The following is a 22,445-nucleotide window of genomic DNA, read 5'->3' on the forward strand; positions in this document are numbered from 1 at the left end:
AAACCCATGGCCTCGTTCATCTCCCAGGTGCTGGCGGCGTACATCCCCAAGGGGAAAACTGCCCCCCAATATAAAGGGTCGTAGCGCAAGGGAAAGCGCTTATATACGTACCGCCACACGCCCAGCAATAAGAGCATCGGAATCCACCATGTTCCTGTCGCCCAATAGAAAATCGTGAATCCCTTCAAGAAAGGCAACAATGACACTAAATATGGGGCATCCGTCGCATTTACGATCAGCAAAGATCCGGCCAGCGCGGAAATTGCCATCGCCCCCATATTGATCCAATAAGGCGGGGTCAGGTCGTCGGGCGATAAGCGGAAATAGGTGTAGCGGTAGAAAATCAGAGACATCATCCATATGTAGAGCATGCCGCCCCACAACCACATCGACAAAGCCAGGAAATTCAGTTCCAGCCGATAGGGTTGGTGGCTAGAAGCAGCCAGCAACGCGCTGGACACAGCGATTGATTGGGTAGCCACTACCGCCAAGAGCCAACCGCCGTTAATGCCTCGATCCAGTGTAGGCTTGTCCCGCTTTACCGTAAGCGCCAGAAATATCGTGTAGATCAGGCCCAACCACAGCGCGACAGCGATCGCCCATAACCCCAGGCCGATATGCGTATCGCCATCCAGCACCATGAACTGGCAAGCCAGAATACCGGTAGCAGCAACCTTCGTGAAAAAGCCGGGCCCCCGCAAATGATCCACCATATCGCCAAAAAAACGACGCGGATAGCGTAAGGCACGCAGCACCGTCAACAGGCATAACACGCTGTATAAGCCCAGGTTAACCATGAACAAGCCGTAAGCAATAGCGGTATGTCCCAACAGATTTGCCGTCAGCGACACGATGCCAGTGGCCATCACCATGCCAAAATTCGCCGGGGACATGCCCGCCAGCCCGCCCAGGGGCGTTGCTGAACCGGAAGGCACGGCCGAAGCGCCATGCGAATCGTGACACGATATAAAAGAACCCATTATTTTCAACGTAATTTGGCCTGTCGTAGTAGGTAAACCGCATTCTACGCCCCGACCGGGTTAAAATGCTTGGTTAAACTTAAGAACCGCGAATTACGCGTGCTCAACCTATTCAGGAATACTTATGGAAGCCGAACGCCAAAACCAACTCGCCGCCCGCCTTGAAGACTACGCGGATCGCCAGTTGGCGTTGCGGAGGTATCTTTGACTATGATGCCAAATCTGAACGCCTGCAAGTCGTAAACGCCGAACTCGAAAGCGCAGAGGTCTGGAACGACCCCAAACACGCACAAGAACTCGGCCGCGAGAAAAAAAGCCTCGAAACCACGGTTCATACCCTTACCGAAATCGGTATTGGCCTGACCGACGCCCAAGAACTTTTTGAACTTGCCGCAGATGACGACGATGATGCCACGCTGGCTGCCGTCGAACGCGATACCGATGCCCTGGGCGCACGCCTGGAAGAGCTCGAATTCCGGCGCATGTTCTCCAACCCCGCCGACCCGCTCAACTGCTTCATGGATATCCAGGCCGGCGCAGGCGGCACCGAAGCACAAGACTGGGCTTCTATTTTGCTGCGCCAGTACTTGCGCTATTGCGAACGCAAAGACTTCAAGGCCGAAGTGCTGGAAGAGTCCGATGGCGACGTCGCGGGCATCAAGTCGGCCACCATCAAGATCCAGGGCGAATACGCTTTCGGCTATTTGCGCACCGAAACCGGCGTACACCGCCTGGTGCGCAAAAGCCCGTTCGACTCCGCCAATGGCCGTCACACCTCTTTCGCCAGCGTCTTCGTCTACCCCGAAGTCGACGACTCGGTCGAAATCGAAGTCAACCCGGCTGATTTGCGCGTAGACACCTACCGCGCCAGCGGGGCCGGTGGTCAGCACATTAACAAGACCGACTCAGCCGTGCGCCTGACGCACATTCCGACCGGCATTGTGGTGCAGTGCCAAAACGACCGCTCCCAGCACCGTAACCGGGCCGAAGCCATGCAAATGCTGAAATCGCGCCTGTACGAACTGGAAATGCGCAACCGCATGGCTGAGCAGCAAAAAATGGAAGACTCCAAAACCGATGTAGGCTGGGGTCACCAGATTCGATCCTATGTACTGGATCAAAGCCGCATCAAAGACCTGCGCACGAACGTCGAAATCTCCAACACCCAGAAAGTGTTGGACGGCGATCTGGATCCATTCATTCAGGCAAGCCTGAAGCAAGGGGTATAAATATGGAATTATCGACCGTTGCCATCGTTACGGGCGCTTCCCGGGGCCTGGGCCAAGCCCTGGCACTGGGCTTGCTAAAGCCGGGCACGCAGCTTATTACCCTGGCCCGCAGCCACAATGCGGCATTGACTACGCAAGCGGCCAAATCGGGCGTACTGCTGCAACAAGTGCAAGCCGACTTGGCCGACCCATCGGCCGCGGCGGAAAGCGCCAAGCAAGTCATGGCCGCCCTGCCCCGCGACGCCCAACGCTACCTGCTGATCAATAACGCGGGAACGGTCGAACCCATAAACCAGGCGCACGACCTGACCGATGCGGCCGCCATCGCCACCGCCTTCAACCTGAATGTGACCAGCGTCATGCTGCTTATTTCAGCATTTCTGCAGGCCACGCAAGGCGCTGCCGACCGGCGCATCCTGAACATATCTTCTGGCGCCGGGCGCAATCCCATGCCTGGCTGGGGGGTCTACTGCGCAACCAAAGCCGCGCTGGATCACTACACGCAAGTGTTGCACGCTGAAAACCACGGCGTGCGCGTTGCTTCGCTTGCCCCCGGCGTCATCGATACCGGCATGCAGGAAAAAATACGCGGCAGCGATGCCAATAGCTTTCCCAACGTAGAACGCTTTGCACAGATGCACGAGCAAGGGCAATTGTCCTCACCCGAGGCCGTTGCTGAAAAGATACTGCGCTACATCGCCCACGACGACTTCGGCGCCACTGTGCTCGACGACATCCGAAATTACGCTTAATTACTATAGATCATGAACCAACCTACGCCACCTACGCCTGCCCTCGACGAAAATCACCTGATAGCCGAACGCCGTGGCAAGCTGGCAAAACTGCGCGCCGCAGGCAGCGCCTACCCTAACGACTTTCGCCCCGACAGCGTGGCAGCCGTCCTGCACAACGACTACGACGATCTTGACAAAGAAGCGCTGGCCGAAGTGGCCAAGCACGTTGTCGTCGCGGGCCGGATGATGCTTAAACGCGTCATGGGAAAAGCCAGTTTCGCCACGTTGCAAGACAGCACAGGCCGCATACAGATTTTCCTGGACAAGAACCAAATCGGCGAAGACCTGTACGCCGATTTCAAAACCTGGGATATCGGCGACATCATTGGCGTGGAAGGCACGGTATTCAAGACCAACAAGGGCGAGCTTTCGGTACATGCCTCCACAGTACGCTTACTGACGAAATCACTGCGCCCCCTGCCCGACAAGTTTCACGGTGTGGCTGACCAGGAATTGCGTTACCGCCAACGTTACGTCGACCTCATCATGACCGAGGAAACTCGCCGTACTTTCGTCGCACGTAGTAAGGCAATGGGCAGCATCCGTCAGTTCATGCTCAACGCCGGCTTCCTTGAGGTCGAAACACCCATGCTGCACCCCATCCCTGGCGGCGCGGCAGCCAAGCCTTTTGTCACTCACCACAATGCCTTGGACATGGAAATGTTCTTGCGCATCGCGCCTGAGCTTTATCTGAAGCGCCTGGTCGTCGGCGGCTTCGATCGCGTATTCGAAGTCAACCGCAATTTCCGCAATGAAGGCGTAAGCCCGCGTCACAACCCTGAATTCACCATGATGGAGTTCTACGCGGCCTACACCGATTACCGCTGGCTGATGGACTTTACCGAATCGTTGATCCGCGAAGCGGCCATTGCCGCCACCGGCAGCGCTGTACTGACCTATCAGGAAAAAACGCTGGACCTGAGCCAAGCTTTCGATCGTCTGACCATCGTCCAGGCCATCATGAAATATGCCCCAGGCTATGTCGAAGACCAATTGCGCGACGAAAGCTTTTTGCGCGGTGAACTCAAGCGCGTTGGCGCAGATGTCAATGGGCCGGTATTGGCTCGTGCGGGCATCGGCGCCCTGCAATTGGCCCTGTTCGAGGAAACCGCCGAAGCCAAACTGTGGAATCCTACTTATATTATTGATTACCCAATCGAAGTGTCGCCGCTGGCACGCGCATCCGACACGCAGGAAGGCATTACCGAGCGCTTTGAGCTGTTCATGACAGGTCGCGAGATCGCCAATGGGTTTTCTGAATTGAACGACCCCGAAGACCAGGCAGCACGTTTCCTGGCGCAAGTCGAAGCCAAGGATGCCGGCGATGAAGAAGCCATGTTCTATGACGCCGATTACATCCGGGCGTTGGAATACGGCATGCCCCCCACAGGCGGCTGCGGGATAGGCATTGACCGCCTGGTCATGCTGTTGACCGACAGCGCCAGTATCCGCGACGTCATCCTTTTCCCGCATTTGCGCAAGGAAGACTAAGGCTTTCCGGCGCGGCAAGCTGCAGATCAAATGGTCTGCAGCATCAGATCCAAATTTTGCATTGCTGCGCCGGAAGCGCCTTTACCAAGGTTGTCAAATACTGCCGTCAGCAATACCTGGCCATGCTCTTCATTTGAAAACACGGCCAGACGAAGGTCATTGCTGCCATTCAGCGCCTCGGGATCCAGCTGCGTAGTTGCAGCGGCCCAGTCGGGCGACATAACCTGCACATGAGTTGACCCATCGTAATGGTGCTGCAAGCGCTCATGCAGAAGTTTGGCAGTCACCCCGGAAGGCATCAGGCGCAATTGCAGCGGAATCGTCAACACTATGCCTTGGCGAAAAGCACCGTACGAAGGAACAAAGGTGGGGCGCTGCGACAATCCCGCATGGTGCTGGATCTCTGGCGTATGCTTATGAGACAACCCAAGGCCATAAACCTGAAATGCTGGCCCTGCAACCGAACCTGGTTTCTCATACAGATCGACGCCCGCACGCCCGCCCCCCGAATAGCCCGACACGGCGTGCACAGCAACAGGATAGTCCGCTGGAACCAGTCCTGCTTTGACCAGAGGCCACAGCAGCGCAATGGCGCCGGTAGGATAGCAGCCCGGATTACTCACCCTCTTGGCGTGCGCAATGCGCTCGGCTTGACCCACGTCGAGTTCCGGCAAGCCATAAACCCACCCCGCTTGCGTACGATGGGCAGAGCTTGCATCAATGACACGCACCGATGGATTTTTGATTGTACGTACGGCCTCGCGAGCTGGTTCGTCTGGCAGACACAAGATCGCGATATCGGCAGCATTAATTGCCTCGGCACGGCGCTGAGTATCCTTGCGATCAACATCAGGCAATGTAAGAAGACGCAAGTCGGTCCGTCCGCTTAGCCGAGCATGGATTTGCAGACCGGTCGTACCTTGATCTCCGTCGATAAAGACAATGGGCTGATTCATGGCTATCTCGTATGAAGAAGGTGTTGAAGCATTCATCTTCGGCCATGTCGATAGAAAAGAAAAGTTGAATATAATGACCATCTAATTCATAAATTCTGAATCTGGCTATCAATGCGCGAAATCAATCTGGACCGCCTGCGTACTTTGTTAGTAATCGCCGAGCTGGGATCTTTCGCCAAGGCGGCACGCGCCTTGAACCTGGCGCCGCCCACAGTAAGCCTGCACGTCAAAGACCTTGAAGCACGCGTCGGCGCCCCACTGCTGTCACGCAAACGCGGCCAGATTTATCCCACCGCCATCGGTGAAACCTTGCTGGAACGTGCTCGCCGTCTTTTGGCCGACGCGGACCAGGCCCTGGACGACGTAATACGCCAGGCTCAGGGCCTGGCTGGCCGGGTGCGCCTGGGTGCTTCGACCGGCGCCATTGCGTACTTGCTACCCCAGGCACTGGACATCTTAGCCACCCGCCACCCCGACATCGATGTGCAGGTAATGGTGCTGACGTCCCAGGAATCGCTGTCGCGACTCATGGCTGGCACGTTAGATATAGGCCTGGTCGCGCTACCGCAAGCGCCTCTGAACGGGCTAAAACTGCTCCCATGGCGGCGCGATCCGATCATGGCCTTCCTTCCATCGGCGTGGGAACAACCTGACCGTGTCACCCCAGCCTGGCTGGCGAATCGCTCGCTGATTCTGAATGATGCCAACACACAATTGTCACGTGTAACGACCGAATGGTTCGCCGCTGCCGGATTACAGCCGCAAGCACGCATCCTGCTTAACTATAACGATGCAATCAAAAGTCTGGTCGCCGCCGGATATGGCGCAGCCCTGTTGCCGCACGAAGCAGATGCCCCTACTCCAGATGCACGGGTCACCATGCTCCCTTTGCATCCCCCCCTGTGGCGGCAACTGGGTATAGCCCACCGCATCGGTCAAATTGAACCGACCACACAACACGTGCTGAACGCGCTGATTGAACAAGCGATTTGATATTTTCTTGATGTTATTTTGAGATTTGTTTGTTGTGCCGCCCCTTATCTTGTATGGGCGGCGATCAATGAGCACACCAGGTTGTAAGGACGCCGCAGTTATTTACTTCGAATGTCTTTACAAAAAGGTGGTGTTTTATGAACGCCGTTTCATCCAAGTGGCTCGCCAGTATTCAAATTCCCGACCCCATTGTGCTGTCTGTCGTTATACCGGTTTATAACGAACGCCCGGTTCTTCCCATTCTTTACGAACGGTTGCGCCGTGTTCTGGACCCGCTTCAAATCGCTTACGAACTGGTCATGGTTGACGACGGAAGCCGAGATGGGAGCGGACAATATCTTGTGGATCTTGCGACGGCAGCCTCATCAGTTAAAGCGGTGCGTCTTAGCCGCAATTTCGGCAAAGAAGCGGCCTTGACCGCAGGCCTCGCCCAAGCCGAAGGCGAGGCGGTCATTGTTCTGGACGCTGACCTGCAGGATCCGCCCGAACTCATTCCCGACATGCTGCAAGCCTGGCGGGCCGGCGCCGATGTCGTATGCATGCGCCGCCGCAGTCGGGCTGGTGAAACCGCATTCAAAAAACTCAGCGCTCATCTTTTCTATCGCCTGCTTAACCGCATCAGCGATGTCGACATCCCCGCAGACACGGGCGACTTTCGCCTGATGAGCCGCCAGGCCGTCGATGCCATCAACCAATTACCCGAGCGCAATCGCTACATGAAAGGCCTTTTCGCCTGGGTAGGCCTGCCCACCCATTTCATTGAGTACGACCGAGCCCCTCGCGCCGCCGGCGCCAGCAAGTGGGACTTTCTTGGGCTGTTGACGCTCGCGTTCGAGGGCATTACCTCGTTTTCGATTGCGCCGTTACGCCTGAGCATGGGCGCAGGCGTGATCACCGCATTGGCCGGTATTGTGTTCGGCCTCTGGATCGCAGTGAAAACGCTGATCCTGGGCAACCCGGTTCAAGGCTACCCGTCATTGATTTCCATCATGACCGTTCTTGGCGGCGTTCAACTGATCTCCATCGGTCTGCTCGGCGAATACGTTGGCAAAGCCTATTTCGAGGCCAAGCAGCGTCCTGTGTATCTAATCCGCGACGTGGTGCACAACCGCGCCTTGCGTCACGAGTCATCACCAGAGAAGAGCCAGTTTCATGTCGCGTCGCGTTGATTTATGGTGGTTGCTATGCGCCATTCTATGTTTGCCGCTATTCAGCATGGCGGTATTTCCCCTGGCCGATACGTCGGAGCCCCGTTATGCCGAAATTGCGCGTGTCATGGCGCAAAGCGGCGACTGGATTACGCCCTGGTTCGAACCCGGCATCCCGTTTTGGGGTAAACCCCCTCTTTCGTTTTGGGCCGAGGCGCTGTCATTCAAGCTATTTGGTGTCACCGAATTTGCCGCAAGACTCCCATCCTGGCTGGCCACATTGGCAGCGATCGGGCTACTGGTCAGCTACACTCGTGCAAATTTTGGCGAGCGCACAGCCAAACTGGCCGCTATTATTTACGGTTCTTGTGCGCTGGTCTATATCTCGTCGGCCGCCGTCCTGACTGATCCCTTCCTGGCATTGGGAACCACCATGGCCATGACCGGGCTGGCTATGGCTGAGAAAAAGCCGACAATACTCTGGCGTTATAGCTTTTTTGTGGGTCTTTCCATCGGGCTATTGGCAAAAGGACCGTTGGCGCTAGTGTTAGTCGGCGGCGGCATGGCGCCATGGCTTTGTCTGCACAAGTCAGCACGAACCACGCTCAAAGCGCTGCCATGGGCACGCGGCCTGCTTTTAACTACGGTACTTAGCCTGCCATGGTATGTGGCCGCGGAACTCAAAACACCCGGTTTCCTGAATTACTTTATCGTAGGCGAGCACTTCTTGCGCTTTGTCGATTCAGGGTGGGCAGGCGATCTCTATGGAAACCCTCACACCCGCCCGCACGGCACCATCTGGTATTACTGGATACAAGCCAGCTTTCCCTGGGGGCTGATTGCAATCGCGATGTTGCTGCGTGCTATGTCCAGCCCCCGCCTCCGCCCCGCCCTTTCATCGGCGCTACGCAAGCCCGAAGTCTGTTATCTGCTGGCCTGGACGCTATTTACACCCGTGTTTTTCACGCTAGCAGGTAATATTTTATGGACATACCTACTGCCGGCACTGGCGCCGTTCAGCATCTTGCTGGCTATTGCCCTGCAAAAATGGATGGACAGCCACAAACCTATCGAGACCAGAGCGCTTTGGCCCGCAGGCATTGCGCCTATTACAGCCGTACTGTTAACCCTGGCAGTGGTCATACAGCCGAACCTGGTTAAAACAGAGCAGGGGCTTGTGTATTATGCTAAGAATAATATGCAAAATCAGGAGCGACTGCTTTTCGTGGATAAACAACCTTTTTCAGCGCGCTTCTACTCTCGAGGCACGGCAGACCATGTGTCGCCTAATCAAATCCCGCAATTGCTGACCGGATCGGCTGGATTCTACTTGGCGGTACCCAAGGACTTGGTTGAAGACGTAAGCAAAGGTCTGCCCAACCCCATACAGAAAGCCTACCAAGACCGACGATATGTGCTGTTCTTCGTTCCGCCACAACAGCACCTGGCGGCAGCCCAGCATACCTTGCCGACGCCCGCAACCGAGGCTGTCTTGCAATGACGCAGCCAGATCGTATCCGCTTATTGATTGTCGAAGATCATGTATCGCTTGCTGAAAATTTGTTTGAATTTTTTGGCGACAAACGCTACGTGCTCGATTTTGCATCCGACGGTCTGACAGCCCTGCATCTGATCTCGACCAACCATTACGATGTCATCATCCTGGACATCATGTTGCCGGGTCTTTCGGGTTTTGAAGTGTGTCGACGCATTAGAGACGACATACACTGCATGACGCCCGTCATCATGATGACAGCCAAAGACCAGATCACAGACAAAGTCACCGGCTTCGGCCAAGGCGCAGACGATTATCTGATCAAGCCTTTCGACTTGCGAGAACTCCAGTTAAGGGTCGAAGCCCTGCACCGCCGCCAGACCCATCCCAGAACGCCGCTTTTACTGGCCCCCGGCCTAAGTTTCGATCCCGGAACACTAGAGGTGCATACCGGAGACGGTCAAGGGCTGGCGCTTTCAGGCACGGCTGCCCGAATTTTTGAAGCATTGATCAAGGCCTACCCTGACTTCATTTCATACGAGCAGTTGCGCGATAATGTCTGGGGAGAACGCGAGGCCGACATGAATACCTTACGTACCCATGTCTATGCCTTGCGTAAACAATTACAAGACGGCTTTGGAATGCCATTGATAAAAACACTGCACGGGCGTGGATATCGCCTGATTCCGCCGACTCAAAGTTAATTGATGAAATCAATCGCGAAACGCATCCACCGCGCTATTTTTGCAGTCAGCCTGATCAGTGTTTGCGTCATGGTGCTGACCATCCTCATCGTCAACGAAGATCTTGAACAGACCATGCTTCAAGTTGAATTTGCCGAAGAGCGCAATTTCTTTTTGGGGCGCAACGAGGAGAATGTCCCCGTAACGTGGGAAACGGCCAACCTGACGATCGTCTATGTCCCTGCCCAAGCACCGCTGCCTGCCACCTTGCCGGCCGTGTTCAACGACTTGGCGCCCGACTTTAGCGGCGAAATTACGCGCGGTGCGGAAACCTTTCTTGTTGCCATAGGGCCTACTGAACAAGGCCGTCTTTATATTGCAAAAAACATTACCCACTTTGAAGACCGTGAATCCTTATTCATGACTGCTTTGGGAGTGATCATTATCGGCATGATGTTGCTGACGCTATTGTTGGCGGTATTCAGCAGCCGACGCATCGTCAATCCATTGCGCCGACTGGCTGACGAGATAAGCGGTGTGCCGGTAGGCCAGAACATGCCCCGCCTTGCCCTGAACTATCAGGATGTTGAACTCCATACCGTTGCCGAAACGTTCAATCGTTTTCTTGGTGAGCTGGAGTCTTTTGTTAAACGCGAGCAGTCGCTGCTTAACCTTGCCAGCCACGAACTACGCACGCCGATTGCCGTCATTTCCGGCGCGCTCGACATTGTGGAACGTCGCGACCAGTTAACTGAGGCCGACCGGGCAACCATCTCGCGCATTCGGCGGGCTGCCAATGAAATGGGCGTCAATATCAACATGTTGCTGAATCTGGCACGACACAGTGGCACTCGCGCCCAAACAAGCACTAGCTCGCTGATTGCACTAACCGAACAAACCCTTGAGGACCTTGACGCGCTTTACGATGCAAAGCAAAGGGTAACGTTGAGCGCCCCAGCGGCCATAGACATATCCGCCGACCCGATCATGGTTCAAATGTTGCTGCGCAACCTGATTCAGAATGCATTGCAGCATACCACCCATGACATTCAAATCCGGTTAAGCCCCGGACTGATACAGATCGTTGACCAGGGCGCTGGATTAACGCTGGAGCAACAGGCAATATTGGGGGGTAGCAAACGATTAAATCAAGAAAGGTCGCCGCTAGGCGGGCTGGGCTTATACATTGTCACGCTGATGTGCGAACAGTTGCAATGGGAACTTGAAATTGCTGAAACCAATGTGAATGGGACAGTCATTCATATTCGTACCGAGAAAAACGACAACCCCAAAAAACCATGATCGCCCATAAGCTACATCAAACGGGCCATTGCAGACCCCCACTTCTGCGCCACAGCCGGCGATGCTATGCAACTGGCCTTATCGGTTACCACACGCACCGCCCGCTCCAGCAACTGGATATCCGCCTCATGCTGGCGGGCAACGTGGGGATCTTCGAAAAAGATGACACGCTGGCAACGCTGTTCAAGCACAAGCTCGGCAATTTGCGCATCGCCGCCCAGTGGGCCGCTTAAATAAGCCTGCGCCCACGCTTGGTCGCGCGGCCAGCCTTTAGACCACGCCAGCTCATTCAAACGTCCACTGGTCGTTCCAGTACCAACCCGTGAAGCGAAACGTGAAAGCAGATCGAAATGCTTGTCGGCAAACGCCACCATGTCGTCTTTCAGCGCATCATGGGCTATCAATGCCAGCGTTTGCTGCGGAAAATCAAACATGGACTGTAAGGATGCATCTGGCGTCAGGCCTGCGCAGAGCCGCTCGACCTCGATCCATTCAATTGCTCCCATCAAGGTCGACACAAAAGGCCGCCCATGCGTAATACATTGACGCTTCAACGCCAGCGCTTCAGGGAAAATAGACGATGGGTCGACCGGGTCTATCAGGTAGATGGCGCCGTCAAAAGGCGTCGCACCGTCGCGCCCTTCCGTGACGCGCGCCACCAGCTTCATTAGCCCGCCTTCCCGGCCATAGGGATAGCGAATCAACCCTGCATGGCCTTCCAGCAAACCTGAGCGCTCGATCGCATCGTAAGTGCGCCCTACCGTGTGCAGCTCTATTCCCAGTTCCCGTATGCCCCGGGCAGACTGTTCCAGCCATTTGAATACCGCCGCGCCATAGGTTTCGTGATGCAGACGGTTCGCGGCCAAGCCAAAGCGTAAAGTAGAGTGTGACATGCTTATGAAACGAAAGTGGTAGGTTCAAACACTATACCCGAGCCAAGTGCCGCCGATATGACGGCACAGCCTGGAATTAGTGGCTTTCTTTAGCGTGATTGACCGTGTATTTGGGAATCTCGACAGTCAAATCCGTGTCGGCGACCAGTGCCTGGCACGATAGACGCGAAGTCGGCGCCAGGCCCCAGGCCCGGTCCAGGTAGTCTTCTTCGTTATCGGTCGCCTCTTCCAGCGCATCGAAACCATCGCGAATAATGACGTGGCAAGTCGTGCAGGCGCACGATAGCTCACAGGCATGTTCGATATCGATGTTGTTATCCAGCAGGACCCGGCAAATAGACACCCCAACCGGAGCGCTATCGATAACAGCGCCTTCAGGGCAAACGTCGGGATGAGGCAGGACAGTGATTTTTGGCATGGCTAAACAGTAAATAAGATGATGAACGCGGGCGGCCCCGTCGGCGTGAGCTAGACTTCGCTTACGGAACGGCCGGATAACGCGGCGCGTATGCTGCGATCCATGCGGCGAGCCGCAAAGGATTCGGTTGCCTTGCTTAATGCCTTTATGGCTTTGCGCAATACGTCGATATCGCCGCACGTATTCGAGTCGGAAGCGTGGGCCAGGCAGCACTGGATGTCGACCAGCTCTTGCGCGCTTAACAGATCGGCATCAGAGGCCAGCGCCGCATTCACCGATTCAGTCAATTGTGTCATCTCTACCTGCTGCTCGCGTAGCGCGCGCGCCTTGGCGTCGGTGTCGGCGTGGCTCATGCCATCAGACAGCATCTGCGCGACTTCGTCATCGGACAAGCCATAGGAAGGCTTGACGGATACGGAGGCTTCGACGCCAGTGCTTTCTTCTCGCGCCGACACATTCAACAGGCCATCGGCATCGACCTGAAAAGTGACTTTGATGCGCGCCGCGCCTGCAACCATGGGTGGTATGCCGCGCAACTCGAAGCGCGCAAGCGAACGGCAGTCGGAGACCAGCTCGCGCTCGCCCTGCAGCACATGTATGCTCATGGCGGACTGCCCGTCCTTGAACGTGGTGAACTCTTGTGCCCGGGCCACGGGTATGGTGCTATTGCGCGGGATAACCCGCTCGACAATACCGCCCATCGTTTCCAGGCCTAATGACAAAGGGGTCACGTCCAGCAAAAGCCAATCTTCGCCAGGCAAGCGATTACCGGCCAGCATATTGGCCTGTAGCGCGGCGCCTAGTGCAACCACTTGGTCGGGGTCAAGATCGGTAAGAGGCTCGGAGCCGAACAAGCGCCCTACTTCGCGCTGAACGATGGGCATGCGGGTGGCCCCGCCCACCATGACGACCCCCTTCACCTGATCCGGGCCAAGCCCTGCATCACGCAAAGCGCTATTGGCGCGGTCCAGCGTACGCTTAATCAAGGGCTGAGCCCATGCTTCGAATTGATCGCGCGTAATGACTGTATCGACGATTTTCGCATCGGACAGCGTTACCGTGAAATGGGCCTGCTCAGCATCCGTCAACGCCTCACGGGCTTGTCGGGCAGCAACCAACATTGCACGGCTATCGCTTTTTGCGGCGGCTGTTACCCCGGTCAAGGCCAACACTTGCGCCACAATGATATCGTCGAAATCATCACCGCCCAGGCTGGTATCCCCACCTGTGGCAACCACTTCGAATACGCCTTGCATCAGTCGCAAGATGGAAATATCGAAAGTACCACCACCCAAATCATAGACCGCATAAATGCCTTCGGACCCGTGATCCAGTCCGTAAGCGATTGCGGCGGCGGTGGGTTCGTTAAGCAGGCGCAATACATTCAAGCCGGCAAGACGCGCTGCATCACGGGTAGCCTGGCGCTGTGCGTCGTCGAAATACGCCGGCACGGTTACGACAGCGCCTACCAGCTCTCCGCCCAGCACGCCCTCTGCACGCGTGCGCAAAGCGTTGAGGACCAGGCTGGAAATTTCAACGGGACTAAACTCGCCCTGCACAGTTTGCAGCTTGACCATCCCCGGTTCACTGGAAAAATGATAGGAAGCGCCGGTACTGCGCGCTTCTTCCAGCGAACGCCCCATGAAACGCTTGACCGAAGCAATGGTGTTGGCGGAATCATCGGCTTGATGCTCGATGGCGGCGTAACCGAGCTGGACCGCCCCGGAATCCAGATAGCGCACCACCGATGGCAACAGGCCGCGGCCAGCATCATCGAGCAGAATTTCAGGCACACCGCTGCGCACCGATGCCACCAGCGAATGCGTAGTGCCAAGATCGATGCCCACGGCAAGCTTGCGTTGATGAGGAGCCGGCGATTCGCCTGGCTCGGAAATTTGCAGTAATGCCATGTTAATTTTGACGGTCGGTAAGATCGTGACGGGCGCCCTGAACTTCGTGGGCAAGCTTGTCGATAAACATCCACTCGCGCACCTTGGCGGCAGCGGCTTCGTAGTCGCCTTGCTGATCGATCAGCGCCAGCATGACGCCGTGCATTGCAGCATGCGCCTGACGGATGTGGGTTTCAAGAGACGTAAGCGCATTTGATGACAACGCATCGCGTGCTTCGTCCAGCTGCTCGCGCCATTCCATTTGCCGCATAAGGAAAGCGGTGTCCATGCGGGTATTGCTTTCGGACTGGACATCGCACCCAGCCTGTTCGCATAGGTAGCGAGCCCTGCTTAAGGGTGTTTTAAGCACACGATAGGCCTCGTTGATCGTCGAGGCCCATTGCATGACTACCCGCTTTTCAGCCGGCGTAGCGTTGACGTAGCGATCAGGGTGCACCTTGGCGGCAAGCGCACGCCAAGTTTGGTCTAGCGACGCTTGATCCAGGGCGTATTGGGACGGCAGGCCGAATAGTTCGAAATAGTTTTCGCCCGCCACATTACACCGTGAAAGACTCGCCGCAGCCGCAAGTAGCCTTTTCGTTGGGGTTGGTAAACTTGAACCCCTCGTTCAGCCCTTCACGACCGTAGTCCAGCTGCGTACCCTCTAGATAGGGCAAGCTTTTGGGGTCGATAAATACCTTAACGCCCATTTGCTCGAACACCTGGTCTTCGGCGGCGGGCTCGTCGACATATTCCAGCTTGTAAGCCATGCCCGAGCAACCCGTCGTGCGAACGCCCAGACGCAGCCCCAAACCTTTGCCGCGTTTCTCGATGTAACGGCTGATATGGTCAGCCGCTTGTTGTGTAAGCGTAATTCCCATGATTAGTCCTGGTGCTTTTCCTTGTAATTCTGGACTGCCGCCTTGATGGCGTCTTCAGCCAGAATGGAACAGTGAATCTTTACTGGTGGCAAAGCGAGTTCTTCGGCAATTTGCGTATTGCGAATGTCCATGGCCTGATCCAGCGTCTTGCCCTTGACCCATTCGGTAACCAGCGAGCTTGACGCAATGGCCGAACCACAGCCATAAGTCTTGAACCGTGCATCTTCGATGATACCCGATTCATTGACCTTGATCTGCAGTTTCATGACATCGCCACAGGCGGGCGCCCCGACCATGCCAGTACCTACGCTGGTGTCGGATTTATCGAACGCGCCGACATTGCGCGGGTTTTCGTAGTGGTCGAGTACTTTATCGCTATAAGCCATAGTGGTGATCCTTTACTTTAATGTGCGGCCCATTGAACCGAGTTCAAATCGATGCCTTCCTGGGCCATCTCCCACAAAGGCGACATATCGCGCAGCTTGGCTACGCGCTGGCTAAGCAAGTTAATGGCAAAGTCGACATCTTCCTGGGTTGTAAAGCGGCCCAGCGTAAAACGAATCGAGCTATGCGCGAGTTCGTCGTTACGGCCCAGAGCACGCAATACATACGATGGTTCGAGGCTGGCCGATGTGCAAGCCGAACCGCTGGAAACTGCTAGTTCTTTGATGGCCATGATCAACGACTCGCCTTCGACGTAGTTGAAGCTGACATTCAAGTTATGCGCCACGCGCTGGCCGACATCGCCATTCAGATAGACTTCTTCCATTGTGGAAAGGCCATCCCAAAGGCGGTCGCGCAACATGCGTATGCGGTCGTTTTCTGACTGCATTTCAAGACGCGCCAGGCGGAAAGCCTCGCCCATGCCAACGATTTGATGAGTGGCCAACGTACCCGAACGAAAACCGCGTTCGTGCCCGCCGCCGTGCATTTGGGCTTCAAGCCGTATACGTGGCTTGCGGCGCACATATAAAGCGCCTACCCCTTTGGGGCCGTAGGTTTTATGCGCGGAAAACGACATCAGGTCGACTTTGAGCGCCTGCAAGTCGATGACGACCTTGCCTGTAGCCTGAGCCGCATCGACATGAAAAATAATGCCCTTCTCGCGGCAGATTTCGCCGATCGCGGCAATATCTTGAATGACGCCAATTTCGTTATTGACGAACATTACCGACGCCAACACGGTGTCTTCGCGCAATGCCGCCTTGAATGCGTCGATATCAAGCAGTCCAGTGTCCAGTACATCAAGATAGGTAACTTCAAAGCCCTGACGTTCGAGTTCGCGACAGGTGTCAAGCACCGCCTTGTGCTCGGTTTTTACCGTCACAATATGCTTGCCGCGCCCCGAGTAAAAACTAGCGGCCCCTTTCAACGCAAGGTTGTTGGATTCGGTCGCACCTGAAGTCCATACAATTTCGCGTGGATCGGCATTCACCAGCTTGGCGACTTCAGCCCGGGCCAACTCGACCGCTTCTTCCGCATCCCAGCCATAAGCATGGCTACGCGATGCCGGGTTACCGAACTGTTCGTACAACCAGGGAACCATTTTTTCAACTACCCGGGGATCAACAGGCGTTGTAGCGGAGTAATCGAAATATACAGGACGTAATGACATCAAAAAAAGCTCCTAAAATCTTTTATACCGGCGCTACTGACTTAATGACTACGTCGGGCGAGCGGTTTGACCGTAGCGCCGCCTGCGCCTGAGTGGCCTCGTGAAGCAAGCGCATACGTTGCTGGTCGACCAAGTCTTGCAGCGACACCGAATCCAGGTAATCGACCATTTTACGATTAAGCGTCGACCATAATTCGTGTGTCATGCATTTTCCGGTGGTGCCGTTGCGGCCAATATTGCAATCTTCCTTGCCGCCGCAACTGGTGGCATCTAGCGGTTCGTCGACCGCGAAAATAATATCTGCCACCGTAATGTTTCGCGCCAGGCGCGCCAGCGAATAACCACCGCCAGGGCCGCGAACGCTATCAACCAATTCATGGCGGCGCAGCTTACCGAACAATTGCTCGAGGTAAGACAGCGAAATATTCTGGCGATCACTGATGGCTGCCAGAGTGACAGGACCGCTTTGTTGCCGCAACGCCAGATCAATCATGGCTGTCACCGCAAAACGCCCTTTAGTCGTTAAACGCATGGTGATTTCCTTGCCAAAGCCTGAAACACAGTAGAAATGATAATAATCGGTGACTTTATATCCGACCAATTAAGTCAAGTATAGCAAATTCCCGACTAATTTAGTGCGGTACTACACCGTGTCCAGGCCATAACGTACTCAACATCACAGGCAGACCCGGCAATTCAAAAAAAACCGTGCTGTGCGCACGGTTCAAGTTATAGAGTCAGCGCGGCGGTTTATGCAGCCTGGTATTGGGTGGCCCGTTTGCGAACCATTTCCATCACGCCCTGACAGGCGTCTTCCAGGTAGTCGAGCACTTTGCCAAAGCCTTCTGGCCCACCGTAGTAGGGATCGGGCACCGTGGCTTCTTCGAATTCGTTCGCGAAGCGCATTAAAAGCATTAATTTGTGCTGGTATACTTTAGGACATTGCTGTTGCAATGCCGACAGGTTTTCCCAATCCATGGCCAGGATAAGATCGAACTCCCGGAAGTCGTCGGCAGTAATTTGCCGCGCCACGCAATGAGCCAATTCGTAGCCGCGTTTACGCGCAGCCGTCTGGGCACGGGCATCGGGGGCCTCGCCAATATGAAAGCTGTGGGTGCCAGCCGAATCGACGCCCACAACCTCAGAGAGCCCCGCTTCGTCTATTAGACGGCGGAAAACACCCTCTGCGCTGGGTGAGCGGCAGATATTACCCATGCAAACGAAAAGTACCTTAGTCATCATAGGCAAGAGTGTGAGGGAAAACCCGCAATAAGGCAAGAGTTTTTGCGAAGCCCACCTATGCCAATACATGCATTGACAAAAATAAAAATTCAAGCACGACAAGACCTTACCGATGACTTTTGATCGCTGCCGCCACTCGAAAAAGCGCCGTCCAAGCTTCCGAAGAACCAATATTCATGCAGTGCAACATCCTGTCACCGCTGAGCCGGAAATGCGCATGACGAAGGAAGTGAGTTCAAGCTCCGACCATGTCCCGCAACCTAGGTAAACTGCCCTCAGATACCATCTGTTGCCGGGAGAAATCCGTTATTGTTGGAATTTTCCAACATTTTAAGCACGATTAATCAAAAATTAACTTCGTTATGGCAAGCAGCCACAATTAAGAAAACAAGGCTTTTTGCTTCAAACGATTCAAAGCGTCGCGTGCAGCGGCTGCCTGTTCGAATTCCAAGTTCTTGGCGTGATCCATCATCAGCTTTTCAAGACGGCGGATTTCTTTGGCCAAGGACTTATCGTCATGCAAGACATCAGGTGAAATATCGTCCGCTGCGGATTTCTCTATCGGTGTAACAAGAACGCCATCGATCATTTCCCTCACGGCTTTGCTTACCCCGCGCGCCGTAATGCCATTTACCCTGTTGAATTCCAACTGCTTGTTCCGACGCCTTTCCGTCTCGCCCATAGCGCGATACATGGAATCGGTAATCCGGTCTGCATACAGAATGGCGCGTCCATTAAGATTGCGCGCCGCTCTGCCCATCGTCTGAATCAGGCTACGCTCTGAACGCAAGAAACCTTCCTTGTCCGCGTCCAGGATAGCAACAAGGGATACCTCGGGGATATCCAGCCCTTCGCGCAGCAAGTTAATGCCCACCAGAACATCAAAAACACCCAGCCTCAGGTCGCGGATGATCTCGACCCGTTCCACGGTATCGATATCAGAATGCAAGTAACGCACCTTCAGGCCGCTTTCATTAAGATAGTCGGTAAGGTCTTCCGACATGCGCTTGGTAAGCGTCGTGACCAGTACACGCTCCTGAATGGCTACGCGCTTTTTGATCTCGCCCAACAAATCATCTACCTGCGTCGTTGCGGGGCGCACCTCGACTTCCGGATCCACCAGCCCCGTAGGCCGAACAACCTGCTCGACCACGTTATCGGCGTGCTCTTTCTCGTAGTTCGAGGGCGTGGCCGATACGAATACACATTGGCGCATGCGCTGCTCGAATTCTTCTAGCTTCAAGGGTCGGTTATCGATAGCCGACGGCAGGCGAAAACCAAACTGTACCAAAGTAGACTTACGCGAACGGTCGCCCAGGTACATGCCGCTAAGCTGCCCTAGCGTAACGTGGCTTTCATCAATGAACATCAAGGCGTCTGCTGGCAGGTAGTCAATGAGCGTGGGGGGCGGTTCGCCCGGCGCCGCACCCGATAAATGGCGGGAATAGTTTTCGATGCCTTTGCAAAATCCCAATTCCTGCAGCATTTCAAGGTCGAAGCGAGTGCGCTGTTCTAGGCGTTGGGCCTCGACCAGTTTGCCGTCGGACACCAGAAAAGCCACCCGCTCGCGCAGTTCGACTTTGATGGTTTCGATCGCCCGCAAGACGGTGTCGCGCGGCGTAACGTAGTGAGAGCTGGGGAATACGGTGAAACGCGGTATCTTTTGGCGGATCTTGCCCGTAAGCGGATCAAACATTTCCAGCGACTCGACTTCGTCGTCGAACAAAGTGATACGCAGCGCCAGTTCGGCATGCTCTGCCGGAAACACGTCGATAATTTCACCGCGGGCCCGAAAAGTGCCCCGTACGAACTCAACATCGTTGCGTTCGTACTGCATGGCGACCAGGCGGCCCAGCAATTCCTGGCGCCCGATGCGATCGCCAGACCGCAGCATAAGCACCATCGCATGGTAGTCGCCTGGATTACCTATACCGTAGATACAGGAAACAGTGCCAACAATAATGGTGTCGCGCCGTTCCAGCAGGCTTTTCGTTGCGGATAGCCGCATCTGCTCGATGTGTTCATTGATGGACGAATCCTTTTCTATGAACAAATCCCTTGCAGCCACATAGGCCTCAGGCTGGTAATAGTCGTAATACGACACAAAATATTCAACGGCGTTATTCGGGAAGAAATCACGCATTTCGGCGTAAAGCTGAGCTGCCAGTGTTTTGTTCGGCGCCAGGACAATCGCTGGCCGCCCCGTCCGGGCGATAACGTTGGCCATGGTGAAGGTTTTACCCGACCCAGTGACCCCCAGCAATGTCTGGAACATAAGGCCATCGTCCAGGCCTTCGACAAGCGCGTCGATAGCAGCAGGCTGATCCCCCGCTGGCGGATACGGCTGATAAAGCTGAAACGGGCTGTTCGCGTACTCGATGAAACCGGGCGCAGGAGCGTTCATACTAGACACATTTAGGGTAAACCCCTTATTATCACACTATTGTTTCTCATTTCCTATCCATCCTTCACAGCCCCTTCTCATTCAAAATGAACTCATTATTCGAATCCGTCGAACTCGCTCCGCGCGACCCTATTCTTGGCCTGAATGAACAATATAACGCAGATACCCGCGCCGGCAAGGTCAACCTGGGCGTTGGGGTTTACTACGATGACAAGGGCCGCCTGCCTTTACTGCAAGCCGTGCGCCTAGCGGAAATTGCGCGTATAGAAGCTGCTGCGGCGCGCGGCTACCTGCCTATTGAAGGCATCCCCGGGTACAACAAAGGGGCGCAGACGCTATTATTCGGTGAAGGCTCGGCACTTATCGCATCGGGCCGCGTCCTGACCGCACAGGCTCTGGGCGGCACCGGCGCACTCAAACTTGGCGCTGACTTTCTGAAGCAACTGTTGCCGCAAGCCAAAGTCGTAATCAGCAATCCCAGCTGGGAAAACCACCGTGCCCTGTTCGAGCGCGCCGGTTTCACCGTCGACACCTACCCGTACTACGACGCGCAAAACCATGGCCTGGATTTCGCTGGCATGCTGGCCGGCCTTCAAGCCCTCCCCGCTCAAACCATTGTTGTTCTGCACGCATGCTGCCACAACCCCACCGGCGTCGACCCCAGCTTTGAACAATGGCAACAAATCGTTCAGGTTGTAAAAGACAAGGACCTGGTTCCGTTCCTGGACATTGCCTATCAAGGCTTTGGTGACGGCCTCGAAGAAGACGCATCGGTAGTCCGCTTGTTCGCAGAACACGACCTGACCATGCTGATCAGCTCATCCTTCTCGAAGTCGTTCTCGCTTTACGGCGAGCGCGTCGGCGCCCTGACTCTGGTGTCTTCCAGTAAAGACGAAAGCACCCGCGTGCTTAGCCAGCTCAAACGGGTTATCCGCACCAACTACTCCAACCCACCCACGCATGGCGGCACCGTGGTGTCCACCGTACTGAATACGCCGGAACTCTACACACTGTGGGTTGACGAATTGGCGGGCATGCGCGACCGTATCCGCGACATGCGCACTCAATTGGTTGCAAAACTGAAAGAACACGGCGTCAAGCAAGACTTCGATTTTGTGCTTCAGCAACGTGGCATGTTCTCGTATTCCGGCCTTACCTCCCAGCAAGTCGACCGCCTGCGCGACGAGTTCGGCGTCTACGCTGTCGGCAGTGGGCGCATCTGCGTCGCGGCTCTCAATAGCGGCAATATCGACTATGTTGCCGAATCGATTGCCAAAGTCCTGGCATAAGGCTTGATCTTTTCACGGAAATGCTGCAGAATCCAGACTGTATATAAACACAGTCTGGATTGTCATGGCCGTTAAGCTCACCGAGCGTCAGCAACAAATTCTCGACCTCATCCGTAGCGAAATCGCGCGTACAGGCTTTCCGCCTACACGCGCCGAAATCGCGCGGTCGCTGGGTTTCAAATCGGCCAACGCTGCTGAAGACCATCTAAAAGCCCTCGCTAAAAAGGGCGCCATAGAACTCACTGCCGGCGCCTCGCGCGGCATACGCCTTACCGACGCCCATAGCGGCAATGCAGTCACCAACACCCTGGAACGTGCCGGACATGCCCTTACGCAGCTCCTGGTGCCACTGGTGGGCCGTGTGGCTGCAGGCAGCCCTATTCTGGCCGCTGAACATGTCGAACGCGAAATAGGTATCGAGCCGTCCCTGTTCACCCAAACACCTGACTATCTCCTGCGCGTGCGCGGGCTCAGCATGCGGGATGCAGGCATTCTCGACGGCGATCTGCTGGCGGTCAAAAAAACACCCGATGCTCGCAATGGTCAAATAGTCGTTGCCCGCCTCGGCGAAGAAGTCACCGTCAAGCGTCTGTCCAGGTCAGGCAACCGCATCGAACTTCTGCCTGAAAATCCCGACTTCGAACCCATCATCGTTACCCCGGACGACGAATTCTCCCTTGAAGGCATTGCCGTAGGCCTGATTCGCACCACGGCGTTGCATTAAGCCCCTGGTCGCGCTCTAC

At 55.4% G+C, this 22,445-nt stretch carries 22 protein-coding genes; 10 read left to right on the forward strand and 12 right to left on the reverse strand.

From position 1 onward, the window contains the following. A partial coding sequence (locus ABWO67_RS00390; RefSeq protein ID WP_502929937.1) for a tellurite resistance/C4-dicarboxylate transporter family protein occupies window positions 1–980 on the reverse strand: 980 nt, incomplete at its 3' end. A gap of 124 nt (window positions 981–1,104) precedes the next feature. Between ABWO67_RS00390 and prfB the strand changes: the two genes are divergently transcribed. The 3 genes from prfB (at window position 1,105) to lysS (ending at window position 4,494) form a co-directional block, all read left to right on the forward strand. Continuing rightward, a protein-coding gene (prfB, locus tag ABWO67_RS00395) for a peptide chain release factor 2 (RefSeq protein ID WP_353146165.1) occupies window positions 1,105–2,209 on the forward strand; the annotation gives its coding sequence in 2 pieces (ribosomal slippage) (window positions 1,105–1,185 and window positions 1,187–2,209; 1,104 coding nt in all). Window positions 2,210–2,211: 2 nt separating this feature from the next. Next, on the forward strand, window positions 2,212–2,961 hold the full coding sequence (locus ABWO67_RS00400; protein WP_353146166.1) for an SDR family oxidoreductase: 750 nt from the start codon (window positions 2,212–2,214) through the stop codon (window positions 2,959–2,961). Window positions 2,962–2,973: 12 nt separating this feature from the next. Then, window positions 2,974–4,494, forward strand: coding sequence for a lysine--tRNA ligase (lysS, locus tag ABWO67_RS00405; RefSeq protein WP_353146168.1), 1,521 nt, complete (start codon window positions 2,974–2,976; stop codon window positions 4,492–4,494). Between the two features lie 26 nt (window positions 4,495–4,520). Here lysS and argC read toward each other — a convergent pair whose 3' ends face one another. Beyond that, window positions 4,521–5,450, reverse strand: a complete 930-nt coding sequence (argC, locus tag ABWO67_RS00410) for an N-acetyl-gamma-glutamyl-phosphate reductase (protein WP_353146170.1) — start codon at window positions 5,448–5,450, stop codon at window positions 4,521–4,523. A gap of 111 nt (window positions 5,451–5,561) precedes the next feature. On the opposite strand from argC, the gene ABWO67_RS00415 reads away from it, so the two are divergent. From ABWO67_RS00415 to ABWO67_RS00435, 5 genes are all read left to right on the forward strand, one after another. Next, complete coding sequence (locus ABWO67_RS00415; protein ID WP_353146172.1) at window positions 5,562–6,443, forward strand: LysR family transcriptional regulator; 882 nt, start codon at window positions 5,562–5,564, stop codon at window positions 6,441–6,443. Between the two features lie 137 nt (window positions 6,444–6,580). Next, window positions 6,581–7,612: a glycosyltransferase family 2 protein gene (locus ABWO67_RS00420; RefSeq protein WP_353146174.1), complete on the forward strand. Its 1,032-nt coding sequence runs from the start codon at window positions 6,581–6,583 to the stop codon at window positions 7,610–7,612. Next, window positions 7,596–9,092 (forward strand): ArnT family glycosyltransferase, encoded by a 1,497-nt coding sequence (locus ABWO67_RS00425; protein ID WP_353146176.1) that lies wholly within the window; start codon window positions 7,596–7,598, stop codon window positions 9,090–9,092. The genes ABWO67_RS00420 and ABWO67_RS00425 overlap by 17 nt, the downstream gene beginning before the upstream one ends. Beyond that, window positions 9,089–9,790 carry a response regulator transcription factor gene (locus ABWO67_RS00430; protein WP_353146178.1) on the forward strand — a complete coding sequence of 234 codons (702 nt, stop codon included), beginning with the start codon at window positions 9,089–9,091 and terminating at the stop codon, window positions 9,788–9,790. The genes ABWO67_RS00425 and ABWO67_RS00430 overlap by 4 nt, the downstream gene beginning before the upstream one ends. 3 nt (window positions 9,791–9,793) lie before the next feature. Next, complete coding sequence (locus ABWO67_RS00435; protein WP_353146180.1) at window positions 9,794–11,071, forward strand: HAMP domain-containing sensor histidine kinase; 1,278 nt, start codon at window positions 9,794–9,796, stop codon at window positions 11,069–11,071. An 11-nt stretch (window positions 11,072–11,082) separates the two neighbouring features. Here ABWO67_RS00435 and ABWO67_RS00440 read toward each other — a convergent pair whose 3' ends face one another. From ABWO67_RS00440 to uvrB, 10 genes are all read right to left on the reverse strand, one after another. Beyond that, window positions 11,083–11,964, reverse strand: a complete 882-nt coding sequence (locus ABWO67_RS00440) for a methylglyoxal synthase (protein ID WP_353146182.1) — start codon at window positions 11,962–11,964, stop codon at window positions 11,083–11,085. 76 nt (window positions 11,965–12,040) lie between these two features. Beyond that, window positions 12,041–12,382, reverse strand: coding sequence for an ISC system 2Fe-2S type ferredoxin (gene fdx, locus ABWO67_RS00445; RefSeq protein WP_353146184.1), 342 nt, complete (start codon window positions 12,380–12,382; stop codon window positions 12,041–12,043). A gap of 50 nt (window positions 12,383–12,432) precedes the next feature. Continuing rightward, window positions 12,433–14,292: a Fe-S protein assembly chaperone HscA gene (gene hscA / locus ABWO67_RS00450; RefSeq protein ID WP_353146186.1), complete on the reverse strand. Its 1,860-nt coding sequence runs from the start codon at window positions 14,290–14,292 to the stop codon at window positions 12,433–12,435. Between the two features lies 1 nt (window position 14,293). Then, window positions 14,294–14,827: a Fe-S protein assembly co-chaperone HscB gene (hscB, locus tag ABWO67_RS00455; protein WP_353146188.1), complete on the reverse strand. Its 534-nt coding sequence runs from the start codon at window positions 14,825–14,827 to the stop codon at window positions 14,294–14,296. A gap of 1 nt (window position 14,828) precedes the next feature. Next, complete coding sequence (iscA, locus tag ABWO67_RS00460) at window positions 14,829–15,152, reverse strand: iron-sulfur cluster assembly protein IscA (protein ID WP_353146190.1); 324 nt, start codon at window positions 15,150–15,152, stop codon at window positions 14,829–14,831. A 2-nt stretch (window positions 15,153–15,154) separates the two neighbouring features. Further along, the gene (gene iscU, locus ABWO67_RS00465; RefSeq protein WP_132640818.1) at window positions 15,155–15,538 is read right to left on the reverse strand and encodes a Fe-S cluster assembly scaffold IscU; all 384 of its coding nucleotides are present in this window, start codon (window positions 15,536–15,538) and stop codon (window positions 15,155–15,157) included. 17 nt (window positions 15,539–15,555) lie between these two features. Further along, complete coding sequence (locus tag ABWO67_RS00470; protein WP_353146192.1) at window positions 15,556–16,767, reverse strand: IscS subfamily cysteine desulfurase; 1,212 nt, start codon at window positions 16,765–16,767, stop codon at window positions 15,556–15,558. Window positions 16,768–16,789: 22 nt separating this feature from the next. Beyond that, entirely contained in the window at window positions 16,790–17,299 is a 510-nt protein-coding gene (iscR, locus tag ABWO67_RS00475; RefSeq protein WP_353146194.1) for a Fe-S cluster assembly transcriptional regulator IscR, read from the reverse strand. Window positions 17,300–17,517: 218 nt separating this feature from the next. Further along, complete coding sequence (locus ABWO67_RS00480; protein WP_353146196.1) at window positions 17,518–18,009, reverse strand: low molecular weight protein-tyrosine-phosphatase; 492 nt, start codon at window positions 18,007–18,009, stop codon at window positions 17,518–17,520. Window positions 18,010–18,388: 379 nt separating this feature from the next. Then, on the reverse strand, window positions 18,389–20,413 hold the full coding sequence (uvrB, locus tag ABWO67_RS00485; protein ID WP_353146198.1) for an excinuclease ABC subunit UvrB: 2,025 nt from the start codon (window positions 20,411–20,413) through the stop codon (window positions 18,389–18,391). Window positions 20,414–20,499: 86 nt separating this feature from the next. Here uvrB and ABWO67_RS00490 point away from each other — a divergent pair, with 86 nt between their 5' ends. Together ABWO67_RS00490 and lexA are read left to right on the forward strand one after the other, a co-directional pair. Next, entirely contained in the window at window positions 20,500–21,702 is a 1,203-nt protein-coding gene (locus ABWO67_RS00490; protein ID WP_353146200.1) for an amino acid aminotransferase, read from the forward strand. A gap of 64 nt (window positions 21,703–21,766) precedes the next feature. Continuing rightward, a complete protein-coding gene (lexA, locus tag ABWO67_RS00495) occupies window positions 21,767–22,426 on the forward strand; it encodes a transcriptional repressor LexA (RefSeq protein ID WP_353146201.1) in 660 nt (219 codons plus the stop codon). Window positions 22,427–22,445: the final 19 nt, after the last annotated feature.

Source organism: Pollutimonas bauzanensis (assembly GCF_040393045.1).
Classification (GTDB): Bacteria; Pseudomonadota; Gammaproteobacteria; order Burkholderiales; family Burkholderiaceae_B; genus Pollutimonas; species Pollutimonas bauzanensis_A.